Below are 23,015 nucleotides of genomic sequence, written 5' to 3' on the forward strand. Positions count from 1 at the left end.
GATTCCTTAGTGACCGACACAAACTAAAATGGCTCGGTGCTTTGTAAACAAAGCATACGAGCCATTTAAACGTTGCTTTTAGCTTAAGTCAACGACTTATTGAGCTGCCTGCGGGTTCATGATGTCGTCAAACGCAGTTTCAACATCAGTTACTTTCGCGTTGGCTAGTAAAGCATCAATTGCTTGTTCTTCCATCGCTACGTTACGCATTTGCTGCATAAGCTGATCATTTGATTTGTAGTATTCAACTACTTCACTTGGGTCTTCGTATGCAGACGCCATGGTGTTGATAAGCTCTTCTACTTTTGCGTCATCGGCTTCGATTTCGTTCGCTTTGATTACTTCACCAAGCAGTAGGCCGGTTTTAACACGCTTAATTGCTTGCTCTTGGAATAGTTCAGCAGGAAGCTCAGGCATGTTGTTAGCATCGCCACCAAAACGCTGTGCCGCTTGCTTGCGAAGCGCATCGATTTCTTGCTCAACAAGTGCTTTTGGAACGTCCACTTCGTTTTGCTCAAGTAGGCCTTCAATCGCCTGCTCTTTAACCTTGGCTTTAACCGCTTGGTCAAGCTCACGGCTCATGTTTTTCTTCACTTCTTCTTTAAGTGCGTCAACACCGCCTTCGGTAATACCGAACAGCTTAGCAAACTCGTCGTTTAGCTCTGGAAGCTCTTGAACTTCAACTTTCTTCACAGTAATAGTGAACTGCGCCGCTTTACCTTTAAGGTTCTCAGCGTGGTACTCTTCAGGGAAAGTTACGTCAGCAACAACCTCTTCACCGGCTTTCTTGCCAACGATGTTGTCTTCAAAACCTGGGATCATACGACCCTGGCCAAGCTCTAGTGGGAAGTCTTCAGCTTTACCACCTTCAAACTCTTCGCCATCAATAGTACCAACGAAGTCGATTGTTACACGGTCATTTTCACCGGCTTTGTCATCAGACTCTTTCCAAGAAGCGTGCTGCTTACGAAGTGTCTCTAGCATGTTTTCTAGATCTTCGTCTTTTACTTCAACAGCTGGCTTTTCTACTGCGATTTTGTCTAAACCTTGAAGTTCAACTTCAGGGTAGACTTCGAAAGTCGCTTCGAATTCTAGGTCTTTACCTGTCTCAAGCGTTTTTGGTGCAAATGAAGGTGCACCCGCTGGGTTAATTTTCTCAGAAACGATCGCTTCAATGTAGTTACGCTGCATTAATTCGCCAGCAACTTCTTGAAGTACAGCAGTGCCGTAACGCTTTTTAATGATAGAAACTGGTACTTTGCCCGGACGGAAACCGTCGATACGTTGAGTTTTAGACAGTTGTTGTAGGCGTTTTTTTACTTCGGTCTCAACGTTCTCTGAAGGAACAGTGATAGTCAGACGGCGCTCAAGGCCTTGAGTCGTCTCAACAGAAACTTGCATGATTTACCTCAATCTTCAAATGTGGCGACTTTGCGCCTTCCTTACATACATGGCGATCAATTAGTTGCTACACCACATTAAGTGCACATTATGCACCTCGGCGATAGCCAGCGATCCCTATGCTTGCACTGCCCTATGGGCACTTACGTTAAACAATAGACGCGGCATTATAACCTAATATTTATAAGAGTCGAGAGCGAGCACCAATAAATTGGGCGTATGGCGCATTGCTGATTACTTTTACAGCAATAAATTGAGGGGATTTGCTAACAATGAATTCTAAGCAACAGCTACGTTGGACTCGCGTCAAAAAAATAATTACCGCTTGGCGTTAAAGTATCGCTAATGGAGCTGTGTTCAACATGCCACTCTATGAGTCTGTACAAAAAGCTGCCTTTAAAAATAAGGTCGGCTAAGAATCTTGGATTAGCTGATGTAGGCGAGTAAGTGCGCAGCGATAAACGCAGCAATGCTTTTCATATCTAGCGCAAAACGTTGATGACTGATAAGAGAAAGATGGTGAAGTGTATGTTAGAGAGTTTGAACCTGCGACTGCATGTGTTCATACCCAAACCAAGATGTGTATTTCTGAATTTATTTAGAAGTGCTCGGCGATGCAGGATTTGCACCTGCGACTGTATGCAGTTATACCCAAACTAAGGCGTGTATTTCTGAATTTATTTAGAAGTGGTCGGCGATGCAGGATTTGAACCTGCGACCCCTTGGACCCAAACCAAGTGCGCTACCAAACTGCGCTAATCGCCGATACTGATATGTGTTCTAAATATGAAAATGGTCGGCGATGCAGGATTTGAACCTGCGACCCCTTGGACCCAAACCAAGTGCGCTACCAAACTGCGCTAATCGCCGATAAACATATTGTAGAAAAATGGGGCGACTGATGGGACTTGAACCCACGACAACCGGAATCACAATCCAGGGCTCTACCAACTGAGCTACAGCCGCCACTATAATGGCGCACCCGGAAGGATTCGAACCTTCGACCGACGGCTTAGAAGGCCGTTGCTCTATCCGACTGAGCTACGGGCGCGGTGCAACGAATACTTCTTCGTGCGAACCAAGTGACACTTTCTAAGAAAGTGGTCGGCGATGCAGGATTTGAACCTGCGACCCCTTGGACCCAAACCAAGTGCGCTACCAAACTGCGCTAATCGCCGATACTTGATGCATCATTGAGGACTCTTTACTGACCCCTCGCTGACAACGGGGTGCATAATAGTGATTTGCCCTGACAAGGTCAAACATTTTTTTGCCTTGAACTGCGCGTTTGCTCATTTTTAGGACATAGTGCTGTTGTTTTAGCAATTTTGGTTGATTTTTTATCACCTTAGACCATAAAAGCATGCTAAGCATCCCCCTTTACCTTGGCGGCAAGACGCTTTTCTGCGAAAATATCCGCCTGTTGGTGACGGGAGACCCCAAAATGCCCTCACTGATAATAAAAGTATTTCGTTCACATGTGTTGCTCATGCATTAAAGCAAAAAGCACACTAACCCCAAGGTATAGGTTACCCATGACGGCAAACATCATTGATGGTAAAGCAATTGCGAAGCAAGTGCGTTCGCAAGTGGCTACACGTGTTGCTGCTAGGAAAGAGCAAGGTCTTCGTGCTCCTGGTTTAGCGGTGGTACTAGTTGGGCAAGACCCAGCTAGCCAAGTTTATGTAGGTTCTAAGCGCAAAGCATGCGACGAAGTCGGCTTTGTTTCCAAATCTTACGATCTCCCAGGTGATACCACCGAAGCGCAATTGTTGGCGCTGGTTGACGAGCTCAATGCCGACAAAGAAGTTGATGGTATTTTAGTACAACTTCCTCTACCTGAAGGCCTGAACGCAGAGAAAGTACTAGAGCGCATCACCCCTCATAAAGATGTCGATGGCTTTCACCCTTATAACATTGGCCGCTTAGCACAACGTATGCCGGCATTGCGCCCATGTACACCCAAGGGGATCATTACCTTATTAGATTCCACTGGGGTCCGTTATAAAGGCATGCATGCCGTGGTCGTTGGCGCGTCGAATATTGTTGGCCGCCCCATGTCATTGGAGCTGCTGCTCGCTGGCTGTACCACTACCGTTTGTCACAAGTTCACCCAGGACCTTGAGCAACACGTTCGTCGTGCCGATTTACTTGTTGTGGCAGTAGGCAAACCTGAGTTTATTCCTGGTGAATGGGTGAAAGACGGCGCTTTAGTGATTGATGTTGGCATCAACCGTCTTGATAATGGCTCTTTGGTTGGCGATATTGCCTATGAGGCTGCGAGTCAACGTGCCAGTTACATCACGCCCGTGCCCGGCGGTGTTGGCCCAATGACGGTGGCGAGCCTAATAGAAAATACCCTTGAGGCCTGTGAGAACTATCACAGCGACTGACAGCCAGTGTCAATATGAAAGAAAAGCCAGCTTAATGCTGGCTTTTTTGTGCTTATTTCCCTTGCCTTGGTTGGGCTGTCACCACCGGTCTGAGCCGCTGTTTTGCTAAGTTAACACCCTGTGGCAGTACCGAGAACATGATCATCAATGCCATCAGGGCATACTGCCAACCTTGGTAATGTTCAGCGAGCAAAATTACCGCTGTCACTATGCCTGCTATTGGATTGGCAATGGTGCCAAAGGTAAATTCCACCACCGTCATACGCCCTAAGAGCCAAACGTACAAGGTGTAAGCAAGTGCTGTATTAGGAACGATAAGCCAAAACAAAGCGATCCATTGCTTTGCCGTCATAGGCTCACTAAGCGGTATATACGCATCGGGTGTAAATATGCTGGCTTGCACTGCGGCGGCTATGAGCAGCGCAGTGCCGCCAATAATTAACTGCCAGGTGAGCACGGTCCACCAATGAATATGCATACTCACGGTTTGCACTAGCGAACTACCAATGACAATACACAACAACGCCCCAGCTAAAGCAGCAAGCCCTAGAAGGCTCAATTCGACATGCTGAGGGTCAAACAATAACCAAGCGATGGTAACAATGGCCACAGCACATAGCGATTGCACGGCACTTGGGCGCTGACCTTTAACAACCCAAGTATAAATCATCGCCACCACTGGCACCGAGACCATGCCTACACCGGCAATGGCTGCTGGCAAGTTCACCGCCATAACAAAAATAAAAGCAAAAAACAGAGCAATATTGACCAAAGCGAGCACTGTTAGCCCCCGCCATTGTCGACCTTTAGGGAGCGACGGCTTTATCAACCAAAGCAGCATCCCTGCAGGCAAGGCGCGTAAAGCACCGAGAAGAATTGGCGGCCAATCTGGGGTGGCGTACTTAGTGACCGCATAAGTGGTGCCCCATAAAAATGCGGGGATCATTGCCAGTAGAATATTCATCAACGCTCCATAGTTACATTCAGCGCGAACAGGGTAAAACCTCAACTAAGATTGAGGTCAATGGAAAAATCACCACTTAAAGGCAACGTTCAAAAAACAAAGAACTGAGTGTGCAGCCAACCATGGTGAGAGAAAAAGAGTGACGTAAAAACGAAAACGCCGCGCCTAAGCGCGGCGTTTAATTAACATAAACGCTTAGGCCTTACGCCATGTTGTTTTACCAGCGGAGTCCTCGAGTACCACTCCCATGGCCGTAAGCGCATCACGAGCGGCGTCTGCCTCAGCCCAATCTTTATCAGCACGAGCCTGATTACGTTTGGCGATCAACGCTTCAATTTTTTGCGTTTCATCATCGTCTTGCTCACCTTGTAAAAAGGCAGCAGGGTCTTGCTGGGCAATACCTAACACTTCAGCCAGCTTAATTAAGATATAGGCATGCTCACCTGCACCTTGCTCATCTTGCCCTTTTAGGCGATTTACTTCCTTCGCCAACTCGAACAGCACGGGCAAGGCTTCAGGGGTATTGAAGTCGTCATTCATGGCTTGCTCAAAACGCGCTACCAACGGATGACCGCCCAGTTCAACAGCTACAGGCTGAACATCACGTAGAGCGGTATATAAGCGCTCCAACGATGAGCGCGCCTGCTCGAGATTCTCTTGCGAGTAGTTCAACTGACTCCGGTAGTGGCCGTTTATAAGGAAATAGCGTACGGTTTCGCGGTCGTAGGCTTTGAGTACTTCGCGTACGGTAAAGAAGTTGCCTAATGACTTAGACATTTTTTCTTTGTTGACCTGAACCATGCCGGTATGGATCCAAGTTTTAACGTAGCGACCATTATTGGCGCAGCATGACTGAGCGATTTCATTCTCATGGTGTGGAAACTGCAAATCAGAGCCACCGCCGTGAATATCAAAATACTCACCTAGGTGTTTTGAGCTCATAGCTGAGCATTCAATATGCCACCCTGGACGCCCCTCACCCCAAGGGGAAGACCAACTAGGCTCACCCGCTTTAGCCTTTTTCCACAACACAAAATCTAACGGGTCGTCTTTACCTGCTGCGACATCAACGCGCGCGCCCGCTTGTAACATCTCTAAGTCTTGCTGCGACAGCTTGCCGTACTCTTTAAAGGTGGATACATCAAATAAGACATCGCCACTATCGGCAACATAGGCATGCTCTTTGTCGATAAGCCGCTCGATCATCGCAATGATGTCATCCATGTGCCCAGTAACGGTAGGCTCTATATCGGCATCAAGAATATTTAAGGCACGAAAGTCTTCGTGCATCGCGGCGGTCATACGCTCTGTTAAGGCGTTAATAGGCTCATTGTTGTCATTAGCACGGGTAATGATTTTATCATCAACATCGGTGATATTACGCACATAAGTGACATCGTAACCGAGATAGCGTAGGTAACGATTCATCACATCGAAGGAAACATAGGTGCGCGCATGACCAACATGGCAATAGTCATAGATAGTGATGCCACACACATACATGTCTACTTTATTCTCGTTAAGTGGAGTAAAGCGTTCTTTTTGACGTGAAAGTGTGTTGTATATCTGCAACATTGCAATATGATCCTATCGTTATATTAATGGCGCTATCTTACCACTGCCCCGACTATCTCGCCACACGCAAGACCTCTGAAAATAACAAAAATAAAGCCTTTAGGGCAGTGTCATTGCTTGGTGCATTGTCTGATCCGCTACCCTACTATAAAATAGGCCCCTAATTATTAAATCAGAGACTCATCATGGTTGTACTAGATACCAACTTTGGCACGATTAAAATCGCGCTGTTTGCTGACAAAGCTCCTGTAACGGTTGAAAACTTTTTGAACTACGCCAAATCCGGATTTTATGACGGCACTATTTTCCACCGTGTCATCGACGGTTTTATGGTTCAAGGCGGCGGTTTTGCTCCGGGCATGGAACAGAAAAAAGTGCAGTCACCGATCAAAAACGAAGCCAACAATGGCCTGAGCAACAAAAAAGGCACGCTGGCCATGGCTCGCACCCCAGATCCACACTCAGCGACGGCACAATTCTTCATTAATGTGAATGACAATGACTTCCTTAACTTCAGCAGTGAAACTCCACAAGGCTGGGGTTATTGCGTGTTTGCCGAAGTCGTTGAAGGCATGGATGTAGTGGAAAAAATTAAAGACGTTGCAACTGGCAGCGCTGGCTTCCACCAAGACGTCCCCCTAGAAGATGTAATCATCAACAAAGTCATTGTTGAATAACTTATAGGCGCGCCTTGCGCGCCACTTTACTATCTGGACGCCTATGTCACGCACCTTGTTTATTGCCGACCTCCACCTCAGTAGCAACCAACCAGAGATCACAGATGCTTTTTTCGACTTCCTTGATAAAGAAATAGATCAGCAAGTAGATGCCTTATACATATTAGGGGATTTCTTTGAGGTCTGGGTGGGCGACGATGCCAGTGACACATTCAGTGATGATATTGCCGCTCGGCTTAAACAACTCGCAGACCAAGGTATTGCCATTTACTTTACCCATGGCAATCGCGACTTTCTACTTGGTCAACGTTATGCGCAAAAAGCAGGCATGACACTGCTTGCAGAGCAAACGGTGATAGACCTTTACGGGACACAGGTGTTGCTATTGCATGGCGATGAAATGTGCACACAAGATCTTGAATATCAGCGTTTTCGGCGCAAAAGCCGAGGTTGGTGGTGGCCGCGATTGATGCTCGCGATGCCGCTTTGGTATCGCCGTCGTGTGGCGAAAAAGGCCCGTGCAAAAAGCAAACAAAGCCAACAGCACAAGGCCATCGAAATTCTTGATGTGGAGCGCTCAGCAGTACTTGATACCTTTTCGAAACATCAAGTAAGGATCATGATCCACGGCCACACTCACCGCCCTGCAGTTCATCAATATGATCAAGAGCAAACCCGTATCGTCCTCGGTGATTGGTACGAGCAAAGCTCTTTTCTAGTGGTTGATAAACAGCATATGCGGCTGCACTATGGCGACCATGCTGACACGCTTATACAGTGGCAACACGCTGACTAACTCGCGCTCGCTGAGTTTCAAACTATACTTGCTCTAATGAACGATTGCCCAATGTTGCGATAGGAGCAAAGTATGGTCTTGCGTGCACTTTTAAGCGCACTCGTGTTTATACTCAGTCAGCACACACATGCATTGGAGCGTTTAGAGCTCGCCACCGAACCTTTCCCACCTTATTTTTCCAACACTTTGTATCAACATGGCTGGATGGCCCATTTAGTCAGTGAAGCTTTCCGCAGCCAAAATATAGTTGTGCGTATTCATTTTACGCAGTGGTCTCGGGCTTTGCGAGGGACAAAGAAAGGGAAATATTCGGCCGTATTAGGCGCATATAAAACCACGGCGCGGCAGCAAGACTTTGTTTTTAGCGCCGCACTGGCAAAAGCCCATAGTGGATTTTTCCGCCATGCAAAGAGCAATAGTGATTTTACTGGCGACTTAGCGTTAGTCGCACAAGACCCGATTGCCGTTGGTCGCGACTATGGTGAAGAGCAATTGCTCATAAACTATGGAGGCATCGACTACGTTGAGTTGCCCAATCTGAGCAAAGCCTTGCAATTACTCGAACGCCGCCGAATTAGCTGGGTGCTCGGTCCGCAAGAAGTGGGTGAACATATTATTCGTGAATTAGCACTCTCTGAGCACTTGATGTTTGATTCACCGGCGTTGAGCGAAAACACCTTACATTTAGCCTTCGCCCGTCAGCATCCCCTTAGCCATTATCATCTAAAGGCGTTTCGCAGCGGCATGCAAAGTCTACTCAAACAAGGTCGGGTGGCGGATATATTAGCACAGCACCCCTTGCCGCCACCGCAGCAACAAGCAGTACTAAGTTTACTTAAACAGCACTATCTTGATACTGGCGCACCAGAGTGAAATTTAAAGTCTGGGTCTGGAGATGAAATAAGTTCCGCCTCTACTTCACCAAAAAAAGCGATGCGGGCACTGACATCTTCACCTGCTATTTGCTCGCCAAGGCTCAAGTAATCTTGATAATGGCGCGCTTCTGAGCGCAATAAGGAGATGTAGAATTCTCCCAGTTGCTTATCAACATGGGGGGCCAACATAGCAAAGCGTTCACATGAACGTGCTTCGATATAAGCGCCGCAAATCAATTTATCGATCAGCGCCTGCGGCTCGTAGGTGCGCACATGTCGCAACAGGCCCTTGGCGTAGCGGCTGGAGGTAATTTTATCGTATTCAATGCCACAAGCTTGCATAATCTCTAACACTTGATAAAAGTGGTGCAATTCTTCTTTGATGAGTAACACCATTTTATCGATCAGCTCTTGGCCATAAGGGGTGTCTGACTTGGGCATCATCGATTTGTTTAAGCGGTTATAGTCAGCTAGCTCTCGCCAATCCCCCACCTGGCGGTAGGTAAAATCTTCGTATGGTTTGAGCCAAGCCAACAGCGCTTCTGCACTTTGCTCATCCACCGCATAACGACGAATTAAGTACATGGCGCTTTGTGCCGCTTTCAACTCACAAATAAGGTGATCGGTCAAAATTACCGTTAAGTTCTCTGGCTTTTTTGCTTGCTGCAGCCATGCATCCGGTGTCTGACATTGTAAAAATGCGTTGATCGGTTCTAAGAGTTGTTGGTACTTCGCTAACATAGAATTGTAATACTAACCGCTAATGCCGACCATTTTACCATACTGATTTTACCATGGGGCTTTCTTGACAAATTCTTTGCTCTGAACGATACCTTAATTAAGGCTGGTGAAAAATAATACAGCCATAACAACCAGTTTATTTAAGGGGCACACCTATGATTTTGAACCATCTTTGGGGCTTATACGCCCACCCAGTGGAAGAGTGGCAAACGATTGATAATCGCCACGAAAGTTTACTTTACAGCTTATCGCATATTCTCCTCATCGCCTGTATTCCCAGTGCAATGGGCTACTACTCCGGCGTACACTTAGGCTGGCATGTCGGCACGGGCGATGCCGTATTTCTTACTCACAACAGCGCCATGCTGATAGCTGTGGCTATGTATGTTGCTCTGATTGTCGGGGTTTTTGCACTTGCATACCTGGCCCACTGGATGGCAAAAACCTTTGGCGCCGAGCCAACTTTTACGCAGACATTAGAGCTTGCGGCGTATACCTCTACTCCCGTGTTTATGGCCGCGTTTGCAGCCTTCTACCCTACTTTATGGTTTATCGTCTCTGTGGGCATTGTCGCGGTTGGCTACTCGGTGTATTTACTTTACACAGGTGTTCCTATCTTGATGCATATTCCCCATGAACGGGGCTTTATCTACGCCAGCTCTGTAGTGACATGTGGTCTGGTGTTACTCGTTATTATTCTTGCCGCTACCGCAATTTTGTGGACTAACGGGATTGTCTCGCCGGTCTTCAGTTAGCAGTGTGAGAGCAATAAAAAAGGAGCCTTTGGCTCCTTTTTTATTGCTCTTTAACCACAGTTAGTCATCTTGCGAATCGCTATCTTGGTTGTGTAATTCCAAGCTCGATGACATGGCTTGCTCTCGCACTGATTTGGCGGCATCGTTACGCAACTCATCAATACGATTTAGGTAGTCCTGATTGATGTCGCCCGTGACATAATTGCCATCAAAAACAGAGGTCTCAAAACGACTAATTTCTGGATTTTCCTGAGCCACTGCAGCCACCAAGTCGTCCAACGATTGATAAATCAGGCCATCTGCGCCGATGCTCGCATTGATATCTTCTACTTCACGTCCATGGGCAATTAGCTCTGCCGCTGAGGGCATATCGATACCATAGACGTTAGGGAAGCGCACCTCGGGTGCTGCTGAAGCAAAATAAACGTTCTTAGCGCCGGCTTCTCGGGCCATCTCTACAATTTGCGCTGAGGTGGTGCCACGGACAATAGAGTCATCAACCAGCAATACATTTTTACCTTTGAACTCACGATCTATCGCGTTAAGTTTGCGGCGCACTGACTTCTTACGCAGCTCTTGCCCAGGCATGATAAAGGTCCGGCCGATATAGCGGTTTTTAACAAAGCCTTGGCGATAAGGTAAATCCAATACCGAAGCAATTTCTAGGGCGATATCACAGGATGTTTCAGGGATGGGGATCACCACATCAATGTCTTTGTCAGCCCATTCACGGTTAATTTTTTCGCCTAGTTTGGTGCCCATATTAACGCGAGTAGCGTACACCGACATATTGTCGATGGTGGAATCCGGTCGCGCAAAATAAACGAACTCAAACAAACAAGGGTTTTGTACCGACTTATCTGCACACAGTTGCGAATACAGTTGTCCATCCTCGGTTACGTAAATGGCCTCACCTGGTGCCACATCACGAATCACCTCAAAGCCGTCAGTATCCAGTGCCACGCTCTCTGAAGAGAACATGTACTCGGTGCCTTTTTCGGTTTCACGTTTTCCGAAAATCAGCGGACGAATGCCATGGGGGTCACGAAAAGCAACGATGCCATGACCGATAATCATCGCCATGGTGGCATACCCACCCACTACTTTTGAGTTAACCTCAGAAACCGCAGCGAAGATATCTTCTGGTGCCAAGTGCAGCTTGTCAGATTTGCTGAATTCATGCGCAAGAATATTCAAGAGAATTTCTGAATCAGAGGTCGTGTTAACGTGACGTCGCGCTTCGGTAAATAGCTGTTCTTTTAGCTGCTCGGCATTAGTCAGGTTGCCGTTGTGCGCCATGGCGATGCCAAAAGGCGAGTTAACATAAAAGGGCTGTGCCTCTGCAGAGCTTGACGTACCTGCGGTAGGGTAACGTACATGGCCAATGCCAATATTTCCCTGCAGACGTTTCATGTGTCTAGTATGGAACACATCCTTAACTAGACCATTGGCTTTACGCAGACTAAAGGTATTATTGTCTATGGTAATAATACCGGCCGCGTCTTGGCCTCGGTGTTGCAAAACAGTCAAGCCGTCATACAGCGCCTGATTGACGGGCGATGTTCCGACTATACCAACGATACCACACATTAAAATTTCCTCGCCGATTAACGGTTAGCTGAATTTAAAAAGCTTGAATTGTGTTCGAGATAGTCAAAAAACCACTCAATCACAAAGCCAAATTCAGGGATTAGTCGAGATGCGCTCCACCAGTCGGTGTTTGGGGCTCCGGTAAAGGCATCCAGGAAGAAGAGTATGGCGCTCACGACTAACACGCCACGTAAAGCACCAAACACGATTCCAAATACGCGATCGGTGCCCGACAACCCAGTGCGCTGCACTAGTTCGCCTAAAATATAGTTTAGCAATCCGCCTAAAAGCAACGTAGAGAAAAATAATATGGCTATCGCTGCTGCATTTCTTAAAAGGGGTTCTGAAATGTTGGTAAGGTAGGAGGCTAAATAGGGGTAAAATAAACTGGAGACAAAAAACGCGGCGGCCCATACGGCTAACGACATTGACTCTTTAACAAAGCCACGCACTAAACCAATTATGGTGGACAGTGCAATAATGCCGGCAATGGCGTAATCAACCCAGATCATAATAACCACTAGTCGTTTATTTGGGGCGCATTCTAACGGAGCGAGGCACTAAATACCAGATCATTTTGTCACTTGGAATTGAGTGATACGCCCTTTTAAGTTAGTGAGCTTTTGCAACTGGGGGAGTTGCTTTTCCAAGGTTGCCTTATCCAATTCAGGCCCCACTAACACTTTCGTCAATTCGCCATTTGGGGTCTTCACCGGGCGGGTAAATACATTAAAACCGGCATCTTTAAGCTTTTTGCTCAAGGCATCCACGCTACCTTGGCGAGAGAAGGCCCCCAACTGCACCACATAGGCCATTTCTTTTAACGCACTCTGTTGTGGGCGGGTCAATGGCTCATCTTTGGCTAAGGTGTTAACCGTGACCGTATCATTGCGCTCGGTAACCTGCTGCGCACTTTGTTCATCAGCCCCGCTTTGAGTATCACCACGCTGTTGCAACTTATCGTCATCGGCTACCAGTTCTTCGCTTTTGGCATCATCAGGCAGTGGTGCGCTATCGGCTTTTTCCGATAACGCTTCTTGCAGATCAATAGACTTAAACTCAGGGCGCTCTGGGATGGCTTTAAACCCTTCTTTGTAGCGCACTTTATCGCCATCAAGGATATTGGGAATAAAAACGACCGCAGCGACGACGACAATAATGGTTCCCACTAAGCGGTTTATAAACCCTGAGTTCACTGTTACGCCCTCTCGTTATCAAAAAAGGTGATTGCTTGTGCTACAGTGTAAAACGATCCGAATATAATCAAAAGGCTTTGCGCACAAAGTTGTGGTAAAACAGCGCGCATTGCGTCACTGACCTGCTCATATGTTCCTTCAACCTTGACAGACTGTGTCACTATGGCTGTTAATTGTTGTGCACTCAACCCGCGCGGATTATCTAATCCAGCTACGTGCCAATGAGTAACCACCGGTGCCATCGCGGTAATCACGTCGGCATGCTCTTTATCACCCAGCATGCCGATAATGGCATGTATTGTCTTACCCTGCGCCTGAAGGCTCTGTAAACGCGTGGCTAAATAACGGGCAGATTCGCGGTTATGGGCTACATCAGTATAGACCAAGGGCTCCTTACTCAGTTGTTGAAAGCGCCCTTTTACCTGAAGTTGTTTCAAACAATCAGCTATGTCTGTTACCGCCGGTAATAAATCTAGTTTTGCTAACACACTCAAAGCGGTAGCGGCATTTTGCGCTGGAATAGCGGGTTTAGCAAAGGTCAGCGACAGCTTGCCCATCTGCCAATTGAAGGTTGCTTCATCTTCAGTAAAAATAAAGTCACGCTTAGACAGGCACAAATCGGCATTAATTTGCTCGCCATAATCCACCACGGTGTGGGGGATATCTAAGTCACCCACCACTGCGGGTACGTTGCTACGAAAAATCCCCGCCTTATCATAACCGACCAGTTCACGGGTATCACCGAGGTACTCTTTATGATCGAGATCGACGGTAGTGATCACGCTCGCGACTGGATTAACTATATTGGTGGCGTCGTAACGTCCCCCAAGCCCTACTTCCAAGAGCACATAATCCACCGCTTCGCGTTTAAAAATTGCCAGCGCTGCCAAGGTGCCATATTCAAAATAGGTAAGTGGCACATCGCCTCGTCCTTGCTCGAGACTGTTAAAGGCATCAACATGGTATTGATCGTCAAGCTCGGCACCATTGATGCGGACCCGCTCGTTATAGCGAATAAGATGAGGAGAGGCATAAGTGCCCACGGAATACCCTTGGCTCAGTAATAGCTTTTCCAAGCATTGTGCGGTGGTGCCTTTACCATTGGTGCCGGCAATTAAAATTACTTTGCTGGGGGTTTGAATAAGGCCCATCTTATCGGCAACGTTCTGCACGCGCTCAAGGCCCATTTCGATGTTAGCAGGATGGATTTGCTCTAAATAATAAAGCCAATCATCAAGGCTTGACGATTGGCTCGGTATGGAATCTGACATAGGTTGTAAGTTTCTAGGTTACCGAGAAATTTACGCTACTCTATGCTCTTGTTCGGTAGAAGGCAAGTTCATTAGCTTAGCCAATAAACGCGCCACAGTGTCGCGCATTTCGCGGCGATCAACGATCATGTCGATAGCACCATGCTCCAGTAAGAACTCACTGCGCTGGAAGCCCTCTGGGAGAGTTTCACGTACTGTTTGTTCAATAACTCGTGGGCCGGCAAATCCAATCAGTGCTTTGGGCTCAGCAATATTCACATCACCTAGCATAGCTAAAGACGCCGATACACCACCCATTGTTGGGTCAGTCAGTACAGAAATAAAAGGCAGCCCTTTTTCACTCATTTTTGCTAATGCAGCACTGGTTTTAGCCATTTGCATCAACGACATCAATGCTTCTTGCATGCGTGCACCGCCTGATGCAGAAAAGCACACCAACGGCATATTATGCTCTAAGCACACATTGACAGCTTCAACGAAGCGGGCGCCAACAACAGAGCCCATTGAGCCACCCATGTAGGCAAACTCAAACGATACTGCCGCAACAGGAATGCCTTTAAGCTGCCCTTTCATAGCGACTAAGGCGTCTTTCTCGCCACTGCTTTTGTTCGCGGCGCTGATGCGGTCTGAATATTTTTTTGAGTCTTTAAACTTCAGTACATCTTTTGGCTCATGCTGCTCACCGAGTTCGGCGCGCCCAGCGTCATCGAGAAATAGCTCTAAACGTTTACGGGCACTGATACGCATGTGGTGATCACATTTCGGGCATACGTTCATGGCTTTTTCTAATTCTGCTTTGTACAGAATCGAATCGCACGACGTACACTTAGCCCACACCCCTTCTGGAATTTCTTTCTTGCCAGAAGATTTTGTAGTTTTTGGTAAGATTTTTTCTAACCAGCTCATTGGCAACTCTCTTAATGCTTGTCAGGACCGGGGCGGATTGAGCACCCCAAAATTAGCCGATAAATTAGCACAATTAAAACATGAAATTAGTTGCTTAGATATAAAAAACTGGTCGGCGTAGTCCATTTACACCTACCATTCACCTCTTTTTATTAGCTCTTTGGTGGCTCGTTATCGGGTAAAAAAAGCGGTCCCAGTGGCGTGCTGGGAATTTGCCACTGCTCGGGATAGTCTACGTCCACCAAATATAAACCATTAGGCTTAGCGGTTGCGCTGGCCTGGGTGCGGTCTTTAATAGCCAATAAATGCTGCATCCATTGCGGCTCTTGCTCACCAACACCAATGTCTATCAAGCATCCGGTAATATTACGCACCATATGGTGCAAAAAGGCATTGGCCTTAATATCAACAACAATATAATCGCCGACGCGCTCAACAAATAAATGGTGGATATTACGAAACGGCGTGTTGGACTGGCAATGCACCGCCCGAAACGAGGTAAAGTCTTGCTCGCCGAGCATGTACGCACAGGCCGCTTGCATGCGTGTTTCATCCAGCGGGTGATGATAATGAGTCACCCCAGAGCGCAAAATCCCTGGCCGATAGGGGTGATTATAAATGACATAACGATAACGTCGCGCGGTGGCACTAAAACGGGCATGAAAATCATCAGCGGTTGGCATTGCATAGCGCACGGCGATGTCATCAGGCAACTGCGAGTTCATACCTAAGGTAAAAGCGCCCATATCACGCTCAGCATGGGTATCAAAGTGCACAACTTGGCCGGTGGCATGAACGCCGGCGTCGGTACGCCCTGCACAAGTAATATCCACAGGGTGATTACAAATACGGGACAACGCAGTTTCAATTTCCGCTTGGATACTGCTGACATGAGATTGACGCTGCCAGCCACTGTAGCGGGCACCATTGTATTCGATTCCTAAAGCGACGCGCATTGATACTCTTAGCTCAATAAAATTTTCGGCATTTTAAACGCTCTGCGGGCAAATAGCTAATGCTGAGGGCAATGAGGCACCCGAAGGGAGTAAGCTTGCCCATAGACAAGCAGTTAATACAAAAAATGCGCAGACACTTTGCCTGCGCATTTATCATCTCGCGGCTGAGCTTAGCACGCTAGCGTTTCAGACGTTCCTGCAAGGCTTGCGCCTCTTTATGGAGCGACTGCGGGCCATTATCAAGCACGTCTTGTAGCGCCTCGAGGGCTGAATCAACATCATCAATTTCGATATAAGCCCTCGCTAAATCCAATTTAGCGCTGAAACCGCCGTCTTCACTATCAACATCGGTCTTTTGCGAGTCGTCGAGCATGTCATCAAACTCACCCAAGCCCACATCCATATTGACTTCATCATAGGGTTCGTTATCAGGCTCTGAGTCATCACTCTGCTCGAGCAGGTCATCAATATCAAGATAGTCCGGCTCTGCTGCGCCACTGTCGTCTTCGTTCGCGTCTGCACCCGCGTCTGCGACCGCGTCATCATCCGCGTCAAAGTCACTATCGGCGAGCAAACTCTGCAGATCAAGGTCGTTATCTTGCGGTTCACCGATCACATCTTCATCTGGCTCAGCAAGTTCGTTGAGCAGAGCATCAAAATCGGTCTGTGTTAAGTCAGCAAGGAAATCCTCATCGAGCTGACTGTCGTCGAGTTGTTCGTCACCATCGATATCGTCATCTAGAGAGTCACCCATCAGTGCGCTTAACTCATCGTCAAGGTCACCATCCAAATCACTGGAGAGATCGAGCTCTTCATCTCCCTCTTGAGCCATCGCTTCGCTGAGTTGCTGCTCAGCTTCGCTACTAAATGGCTCATCGAGTTCAAGATCGGGATAGTCATCTAGCTGCTGGCTAGGATGTTCAACATCCCCCATTTGGGGCTCTTGAGAGCTAACAGGCTCAACGTCCGATGCATCTTCGTCTTCAAGCAGCGGATCGTCGCCTAAGTCAAGTTCAAGGTCAGGCTCATCAAAATCAGCAAAGTCTGCTTCAAGTAGCTCTTGGTCGGCACTTTCGTCAATCGCACCTTCATCACTCGCATCCGGTTGCGCTTGCTCTTCTATTTCAAGCTCTGGTGCATCAGCAAGTAAGTCATCACCATCGAGGTCATCATCCTCTTCTAATACGAGTTCTGGCTCCGGTTCAACGTCACCCTCTTCATCAGGAGTCTGCTCATCGCCAGGGACATCTTCAGGAAGGTCATCGCCGTCTAAGTCATCATTTTCTTCCAGCGCAAGCTCTGGCTCCGGCTCAACGTCATCCTCTTCATCAAGACTCTGCTCATCGCGAGGGGCGTCATCAAGGAGATCGTCACCATCTAAGTCGTCATCTTCTTCCAGTGCGAGTTCTGGCTCCGGCTCAGCGTCACCTTCGTCATCTGCCGCTTGCTCGTCGCCAGGAGCATCATCAAGGAGATCGTCGCCGTCTAAGTCGTCATCTTCTTGCAGCGCGAGTTCTGGCTCCGGCTCAACGTCATCCTCTTCATCAAGAGTCTGCTCATCGCCAAGAGCATCATCAAGGAGATCGTCGCCGTCTAAGTCGTCATCTTCTTCCTGCGCAAGCTCTGGCTCCGGTTCAACGTCATGCTCTTCATCTGCCGCTTGCTCATCGCTAGGGGCGTCACCAAGAAGGTCGTCGCCGTCTAAGTCGTCATCCTCTTCCAGCGCAAGTTCAGGTTCCGGTTCAACATCATGCTCCTCATCTGCCGCTTGCTCGTCGCTAGGGGCATCTTCAAGGAGATCGTCGCCGTCTAAGTCGTCATCCTCTTCCAGCGCAAGTTCTGGCTCCGGCTCAACGTCATGCTCTTCATCTGCCGCTTGCTCATCGCCAGGATTATCATCAAGGAGATCGTCACCATCTAGTTCGTCATCTTCTTCCAATGCGAGTTCTGGCTCCGGTTCAACGTCACCCTCTTCATCAGCCGCTTGCTCATCGCCAGGAGCATCTTCAAGAAGATCGTCGCCGTCTAATTCGTCATCTTCTTCCAGCGCGAGTTCTGGCTCCGGCTCGACGTCGCCATCGAGATCATCTTCTACAGCGTCTTGCTCGTCCGCAGCGTTTTCATCAATCAGCTCATCGGCATCTGCTGCTGGCGCTTCTGCCGCTTCATCGAGCAGGCTATCAACATCAAGGTCATCTTCTTCAGCGGTTTGCTCATCTGCGGCGTTTTCATCCATCAGCTCATCGATATCAACGTCGCTCTCATCGGCATCGGCCGCTGACTCTTCTGCCGCTTCATCAAGCAGACTATCAACATCAAGATCGTCTTCCTCAGCGTCTTGCTCGTCTGCGGCGTTTTCATCCATCAGCTCATCGATATCAACGTCGCTTTCATCGGCATCTGCTGCTGGCGCTTCTGCCGCTTCATCGAGCAGGCTATCAACATCAAGCTCATCTTCTTCAGCGCTTTGCTCGTCTGCGGCGTTTTCATCCATCAGCTCATCGATATCAACGTCGCTCTCATCGGCATCGGCCGCTGACTCTTCTGCCGCTTCATCAAGCAGACTATCAACATCAAGATCGTCTTCCTCAGCGCCTTGCTCGTCTGCGGCGTTTTCATCCATCAGCTCATCGATATCAACGTCGCTTTCATCGGCATCTGCTGCTGGCGCTTCTGCCGCTTCATCGAGTAGGCTATCAACATCAAGGTCATCTTCTTCAGCGCTTTGCTCGTCTGCGGCGTTTTCATCAATTAGCTCGTCAATATCAACATCATCAACATCGCTTTCATCAGCATCTGCTGCTGGCGCTTCTGCCGCTTCATCAAGCAGACTATCAACATCAAGGTCATCTTCATCAGCGCCTTGCTCGTCTGCGGCGTTTTCCTCTAGTAAATCATCAACATCAAAATCGTCATCCGCCGGCTCGGACTGCGTCTCATCAACAAGCTCATCAATATCGAAGGTGTCATCCCCTGACTCGGCATCTGTCTGCTCGAGCTGTTCGTCAGCCAACTCTTCAGACAATGCGGCCATCGCCTCATCGCTATCATCGCTCGCTTCTTCACCGGTAGCGTTTGCCTGTGACTCGTCTTCGCTATCATCGGTGGCAAATAAGTCGTCAATATCTTCGTCACTAAGAATATCGCTATCTGGTTCATTTTCTTCTGGCACATCAACACTAATGTCATCACCAGGGGCATCAAAATTTTGCTGTAATACCGCTTCTTCTTGGCTCACTTCAGTATCAGACTCATCGTCAAATACCACGTCATCATCAAGTAAGCCGTCTAACTCGTCTTGGTCTAACAGTGAGTCGATATCGTCAGCCCCATCACCGCCTTCATCTAAAATATCGTCGCTTTGATCAAGGAAGTCGTCATCGTCTAACTGAATGCCCGGCTCATCTAACGCATCATCGGGATCATCGAGCGGTAAATCATCAAGGCTGTCGTCTAAGCTGTCGTCATCCGCACCTAAATCTAGGTCATCGATACCGGCCTCAGGTTGAGTTTGCATTTGCGGCGTCGGTGTTTGTGGTAGGAATTCATCGTCGTCGCTTGGCTCAGGCTCTTTTGCTGACTGGCGTTTCTTTAAAATGAAAATAATTAACCCGAGCACAGCTAATGCTGGAATAGTCATCATCAAAACTAATTTCAGCCACGTTGGGATGCCTTCGAGCGCACTTTGTTCTTGCTGCGCTTGCTGTAACTTCTGCTGCGCCATGGCCTCACGTTCAGCCAGTATCTGTTGCAGCTGGCGCTGCAACTCTGCGTCCTTTTCGTCAAGCTGATCTTTGACTGTCGCAAGCTGTTCGCTGATCTTCTCCAGTTGCGATTTCAGCTGGCGATTCTCAGTCAATATCGCCTCTACATCGGTCACAGACGACTTGAACTGCTCTTGTAGCTCCACCAAACGCTCGCCTTGTAAACGCTTAAGCTGCTCTAATTCGCTTTTCAGTTCCGTTTTGGCTTTTTCGACATCCTCTTGACGCGCCGACGTGGTTTTTTTCGCGACCAGATCGATTTCATTACTATTAAGCGTGCCGTTTTTAATTTTCTCCCACAAACGGTCATCTTGCTCAGACTTTTGTCGTGCCTGAGCTGGGTCAATAGTACGAATTTCATTTAACGAGGGAATACGCAAATATGCGCCATCACGCATGTGGTTAAGGTTTTTGTCTAAAAATGAGTCGGGGTTTTTCTCGTAAAGGGCAACCATTACTTGATACATGGTCACTGAGTTGTCGGGACGCACCTTGGCAGCGATTCGCCACAAGGTGTCAGTTGGCTTAATGGGTCCGATAGAGCGGCCTTGAGCACCATAGTCGACCCCTTTAGGACCACGAATTTCAGTGCTTTGCGCACTCGTGCCAGCCGCTACTAGGGTCGCGACAACAAAAACCAGTGTAACTAAACCGCGCATGCTTTTCCTTTACTCATTTTTTTGTGCTTTATGGAAGGTTATCGGCCGCAAAAGCCATCTCCCGAGTCATTGTTTTTCTTGTGTTTATCAGCAAGCTTTATTCCACTTTCAAACTATAAACCAGATATAGGGGAATATCCACGCCGGAAAGGGAATTTCACTTTACTCCGAAACAATTGATAACTAAGAAAAAAGCGGCAATTTGCCGCTTTTTTACTGTACTTACTCGCCGTTGGCCTTCATTTTACAAATATTCGGCAATGAGCGCCTCAGCAATCTGTACGCTATTGGTCGCCGCACCTTTGCGGGTGTTATCGCTGACGATCCACAGGTTTAAGCCGTGTGGATGAGAAATATCTTGCCGCACGCGGCCAACATAGACGCTGTCATTGCCGCTTGCATCAGTCACCGGCGTCGGAAAATCATGGTCATCATTGATAAGCTCAACGCCAGGGGCTTGATCGAGCAGCTGTTTAACGTGCTCAACATCCACCGGCATACGTGTTTCTAGGTGTACCGCTTCAGCATGACCGTAAAATACCGGCACGCGCACCGCTGTTGGGTTCACTAATACGCTGTCATCACCAAGAATTTTTTGCGTCTCCCACACCATTTTCATTTCTTCGCGGGTGTAGCCATTGTCTTCAAACTTATCAATTTGCGGAATGACGTTAAAAGCCATTTGCTTGCTAAAAACTTCATTTTCCATGGGCCGGCCATTCATTAAGTGCGCCGTTTGCTTAGCCAGCTCTTCCACCGCCTCTTTACCTGCCCCCGACACCGCTTGGTAGGTTGAGACGTTAATACGATCAATGCCATAGGCGTCATAGATAGGCTTCAGTGCCACCATCATCTGAATAGTGGAGCAGTTCGGATTGGCAATGATATTACGATTTCGAAAATCTGCTAGCGCTACGCCATTCACCTCAGGCACAACCAGTGGCACATCAAACTCATAGCGAAACTCTGAGGTATTATCGATGACGATACAACCAGCTTCGGCGGCAATGGGAGCATATTTTTGTGACACGCTGCCACCAGCCGAGAACAGACCAATATGGGCATCAGCGAAGTCGAATTGCTCGACATCCAACACCTCAATGCTCTGGCCATTAAACTCAATTTCCTCACCGGCAGAGCGACTGCTAGCCAATGGATAAAGGTTATCAACCGGAAAGTTACGCTCCGCGAGCGTTTCGATAATTTGGCGACCTACGAGCCCTGTGGCTCCTAATACCGCGACGTTAAACTTTTGCGACATGCTATTTCCTCAGGCATTAAATACTGAACCCCAGTGCAGCCAGCGCACTGAGGTGAGGGTTATCACCGCGCAGCCGCAAGGTGCTGAGCTCACGGCGAACCGGATAATTCTTTCTTAGGCTATCAAAGCCCTCTGTCGCGAGTGCTTGACGCATAATGGCATCATCGCGACGAACGTCATAAATAAGGTGCACAAGCGAGCCAAGCTCCTGCAATGTCCAACTAGGACTTAATGTGAGTTCATTTAAACTCGGCGTCGGCAGCAGCTCACTGAGGGTGGCTTCAGCGCGAATCCCCAAGTGCTGACATAACGCTTGATACAACATAAAGGTGCCTCGGCCTTTGCCTTCGAGAGTATGACCGCCAATATGCACCGTAGCTAAATCCACATAATTCATCAGCTCAGTAAGAATATGCGGCTCATTTTCCCACACATCTAGTACCAGATGCAGGTCATTGTCACTTTGCTGACGCGCAAGCAATGCGACGTTATCAATCACATCACCGCGACTGGCATTAATGATCACTTTGTTGCTGGCTAAAGCCGCAATGCGCTCGGCATTGAGTAAGTGCCGCGTTTGATGACTGCCTTCTTTTACCAAGGGCACATGGAAGCTAATGATGTCTGCTTGCGCTAACGCTTGCTCTAGTTCGTACCATTGGCCGCTATCACCTCGCGCGGCACGCGGCGGGTCAACAAGCATAGTTTGCACACCGATGGCGGCGAGCTTATCGGCTAAGCATTGGCCAATATTGCCGACACCGACAATAGCTACCTTCTTGGTGAATAGCGAAAACTGTTGTTGCTGCGCTAACACCAGCATGGCACTTAGCACGTATTCTGCCACCGCAATGGCATTGCAACCTGGGGCATTGGTAAAAGGAATACTACGGCTTTGCAAATACCCTTGGTCGATATGATCGATACCAATGGTCGCCGTGCCAACGAAAGAGAGTTGCGTGTTGCTATCTAGCAGCTGCTCGTTCACCTGGGTCACCGAGCGCGTTAGCAGTACATCGGCATGCTGCGCTTGTGCCGCTGTGAGTGTGCGCCCATCGAAGCGCTCGACATCGCCCAGCGGTGAAAACAATGCATCCACCAAAGGCATATTTTGATCAGCTAATATCTTCATGGCAGTTATCCCAGCCCAGTTTGGAGCGCCATTCTAATCGCCCTTGGCACACAAAGCAAAAAGCCACGCATCAGCGTGGCTTTATGATTAACAAAGCAGCAAA

At 48.2% G+C, this 23,015-nt stretch carries 18 protein-coding genes and 5 tRNA genes; 5 read left to right on the forward strand and 18 right to left on the reverse strand.

The genetic code is table 11. The features are described 5' to 3' along the window. Positions 1-96: 96 nt before the first annotated feature. From tig to MHM95_RS10980, 6 genes are all read right to left on the reverse strand, one after another. Complete coding sequence (gene tig / locus MHM95_RS10955; RefSeq protein WP_022944379.1) at positions 97-1,401, reverse strand: trigger factor; 1,305 nt, start codon at positions 1,399-1,401, stop codon at positions 97-99. A gap of 688 nt (positions 1,402-2,089) precedes the next feature. Further along, positions 2,090-2,166: transfer RNA gene (locus MHM95_RS10960), tRNA-Pro, on the reverse strand. 28 nt (positions 2,167-2,194) lie between these two features. Beyond that, positions 2,195-2,271: transfer RNA gene (locus tag MHM95_RS10965), tRNA-Pro, on the reverse strand. Between the two features lie 20 nt (positions 2,272-2,291). Then, positions 2,292-2,367 (reverse strand) — tRNA-His (locus tag MHM95_RS10970). Positions 2,368-2,375: 8 nt separating this feature from the next. After that, positions 2,376-2,452, reverse strand: a tRNA-Arg gene (locus tag MHM95_RS10975). A 50-nt stretch (positions 2,453-2,502) separates the two neighbouring features. Further along, a tRNA-Pro gene (locus MHM95_RS10980) sits at positions 2,503-2,579 on the reverse strand. A 357-nt stretch (positions 2,580-2,936) separates the two neighbouring features. On the opposite strand from MHM95_RS10980, the gene folD reads away from it, so the two are divergent. Continuing rightward, the gene (gene folD / locus MHM95_RS10985; protein ID WP_022945640.1) at positions 2,937-3,794 is read left to right on the forward strand and encodes a bifunctional methylenetetrahydrofolate dehydrogenase/methenyltetrahydrofolate cyclohydrolase FolD; all 858 of its coding nucleotides are present in this window, start codon (positions 2,937-2,939) and stop codon (positions 3,792-3,794) included. Between the two features lie 52 nt (positions 3,795-3,846). Here folD and MHM95_RS10990 read toward each other — a convergent pair whose 3' ends face one another. Both MHM95_RS10990 and cysS read right to left on the reverse strand, forming a co-directional pair. Further along, positions 3,847-4,758 (reverse strand): EamA family transporter, encoded by a 912-nt coding sequence (locus tag MHM95_RS10990; RefSeq protein ID WP_239385277.1) that lies wholly within the window; start codon positions 4,756-4,758, stop codon positions 3,847-3,849. Positions 4,759-4,953: 195 nt separating this feature from the next. Further along, a complete protein-coding gene (gene cysS / locus MHM95_RS10995) occupies positions 4,954-6,333 on the reverse strand; it encodes a cysteine--tRNA ligase (protein ID WP_239385278.1) in 1,380 nt (459 codons plus the stop codon). 185 nt (positions 6,334-6,518) lie between these two features. Between cysS and ppiB the strand changes: the two genes are divergently transcribed. The 3 genes from ppiB (at position 6,519) to MHM95_RS11010 (ending at position 8,679) form a co-directional block, all read left to right on the forward strand. After that, positions 6,519-7,010 (forward strand): peptidylprolyl isomerase B, encoded by a 492-nt coding sequence (gene ppiB / locus MHM95_RS11000; protein ID WP_045978120.1) that lies wholly within the window; start codon positions 6,519-6,521, stop codon positions 7,008-7,010. A 43-nt stretch (positions 7,011-7,053) separates the two neighbouring features. Beyond that, positions 7,054-7,806, forward strand: coding sequence for a UDP-2,3-diacylglucosamine diphosphatase (gene lpxH, locus MHM95_RS11005; protein WP_239385279.1), 753 nt, complete (start codon positions 7,054-7,056; stop codon positions 7,804-7,806). Between the two features lie 72 nt (positions 7,807-7,878). Then, a complete protein-coding gene (locus MHM95_RS11010) occupies positions 7,879-8,679 on the forward strand; it encodes a transporter substrate-binding domain-containing protein (protein ID WP_239385280.1) in 801 nt (266 codons plus the stop codon). Here the strand turns inward: MHM95_RS11010 and MHM95_RS11015 are convergent. Then, positions 8,652-9,422, reverse strand: a complete 771-nt coding sequence (locus tag MHM95_RS11015) for a tRNA isopentenyl-2-thiomethyl-A-37 hydroxylase MiaE (protein WP_239385281.1) — start codon at positions 9,420-9,422, stop codon at positions 8,652-8,654. The two genes, MHM95_RS11010 and MHM95_RS11015, sit on opposite strands and share 28 nt — an antisense overlap. Positions 9,423-9,577: 155 nt before the next feature. Here MHM95_RS11015 and MHM95_RS11020 point away from each other — a divergent pair, with 155 nt between their 5' ends. Beyond that, on the forward strand, positions 9,578-10,177 hold the full coding sequence (locus MHM95_RS11020; protein WP_022945647.1) for a Yip1 family protein: 600 nt from the start codon (positions 9,578-9,580) through the stop codon (positions 10,175-10,177). Between the two features lie 60 nt (positions 10,178-10,237). On the opposite strand, the gene purF is transcribed toward MHM95_RS11020, so the two are convergent. From purF to MHM95_RS11065, 9 genes are all read right to left on the reverse strand, one after another. Beyond that, positions 10,238-11,767: an amidophosphoribosyltransferase gene (gene purF, locus MHM95_RS11025; RefSeq protein ID WP_022945648.1), complete on the reverse strand. Its 1,530-nt coding sequence runs from the start codon at positions 11,765-11,767 to the stop codon at positions 10,238-10,240. A 17-nt stretch (positions 11,768-11,784) separates the two neighbouring features. After that, the gene (locus tag MHM95_RS11030) at positions 11,785-12,279 is read right to left on the reverse strand and encodes a CvpA family protein (protein ID WP_022945649.1); all 495 of its coding nucleotides are present in this window, start codon (positions 12,277-12,279) and stop codon (positions 11,785-11,787) included. A 60-nt stretch (positions 12,280-12,339) separates the two neighbouring features. Next, complete coding sequence (locus tag MHM95_RS11035) at positions 12,340-12,963, reverse strand: SPOR domain-containing protein (protein ID WP_239385282.1); 624 nt, start codon at positions 12,961-12,963, stop codon at positions 12,340-12,342. Positions 12,964-12,965: 2 nt separating this feature from the next. Further along, complete coding sequence (gene folC / locus MHM95_RS11040; protein WP_239385283.1) at positions 12,966-14,234, reverse strand: bifunctional tetrahydrofolate synthase/dihydrofolate synthase; 1,269 nt, start codon at positions 14,232-14,234, stop codon at positions 12,966-12,968. A gap of 30 nt (positions 14,235-14,264) precedes the next feature. Beyond that, entirely contained in the window at positions 14,265-15,140 is an 876-nt protein-coding gene (gene accD / locus MHM95_RS11045) for an acetyl-CoA carboxylase, carboxyltransferase subunit beta (protein WP_022945652.1), read from the reverse strand. Between the two features lie 152 nt (positions 15,141-15,292). After that, positions 15,293-16,096 carry a tRNA pseudouridine(38-40) synthase TruA gene (truA, locus tag MHM95_RS11050; RefSeq protein WP_239385284.1) on the reverse strand — a complete coding sequence of 268 codons (804 nt, stop codon included), beginning with the start codon at positions 16,094-16,096 and terminating at the stop codon, positions 15,293-15,295. A gap of 178 nt (positions 16,097-16,274) precedes the next feature. Continuing rightward, a complete protein-coding gene (locus MHM95_RS11055; RefSeq protein ID WP_239385285.1) occupies positions 16,275-20,519 on the reverse strand; it encodes a FimV/HubP family polar landmark protein in 4,245 nt (1,414 codons plus the stop codon). A 244-nt stretch (positions 20,520-20,763) separates the two neighbouring features. After that, on the reverse strand, positions 20,764-21,780 hold the full coding sequence (locus MHM95_RS11060) for an aspartate-semialdehyde dehydrogenase (RefSeq protein WP_239385286.1): 1,017 nt from the start codon (positions 21,778-21,780) through the stop codon (positions 20,764-20,766). 16 nt (positions 21,781-21,796) lie between these two features. Continuing rightward, positions 21,797-22,912 (reverse strand): 4-phosphoerythronate dehydrogenase, encoded by a 1,116-nt coding sequence (locus tag MHM95_RS11065; protein WP_239385287.1) that lies wholly within the window; start codon positions 22,910-22,912, stop codon positions 21,797-21,799. Between the last annotated feature and the right edge of the window lie 103 nt (positions 22,913-23,015).

The organism is Pseudoalteromonas sp. CnMc7-15, from assembly GCF_022347925.1.
Classification (GTDB): domain Bacteria; phylum Pseudomonadota; class Gammaproteobacteria; order Enterobacterales; family Alteromonadaceae; genus Pseudoalteromonas; species Pseudoalteromonas ruthenica.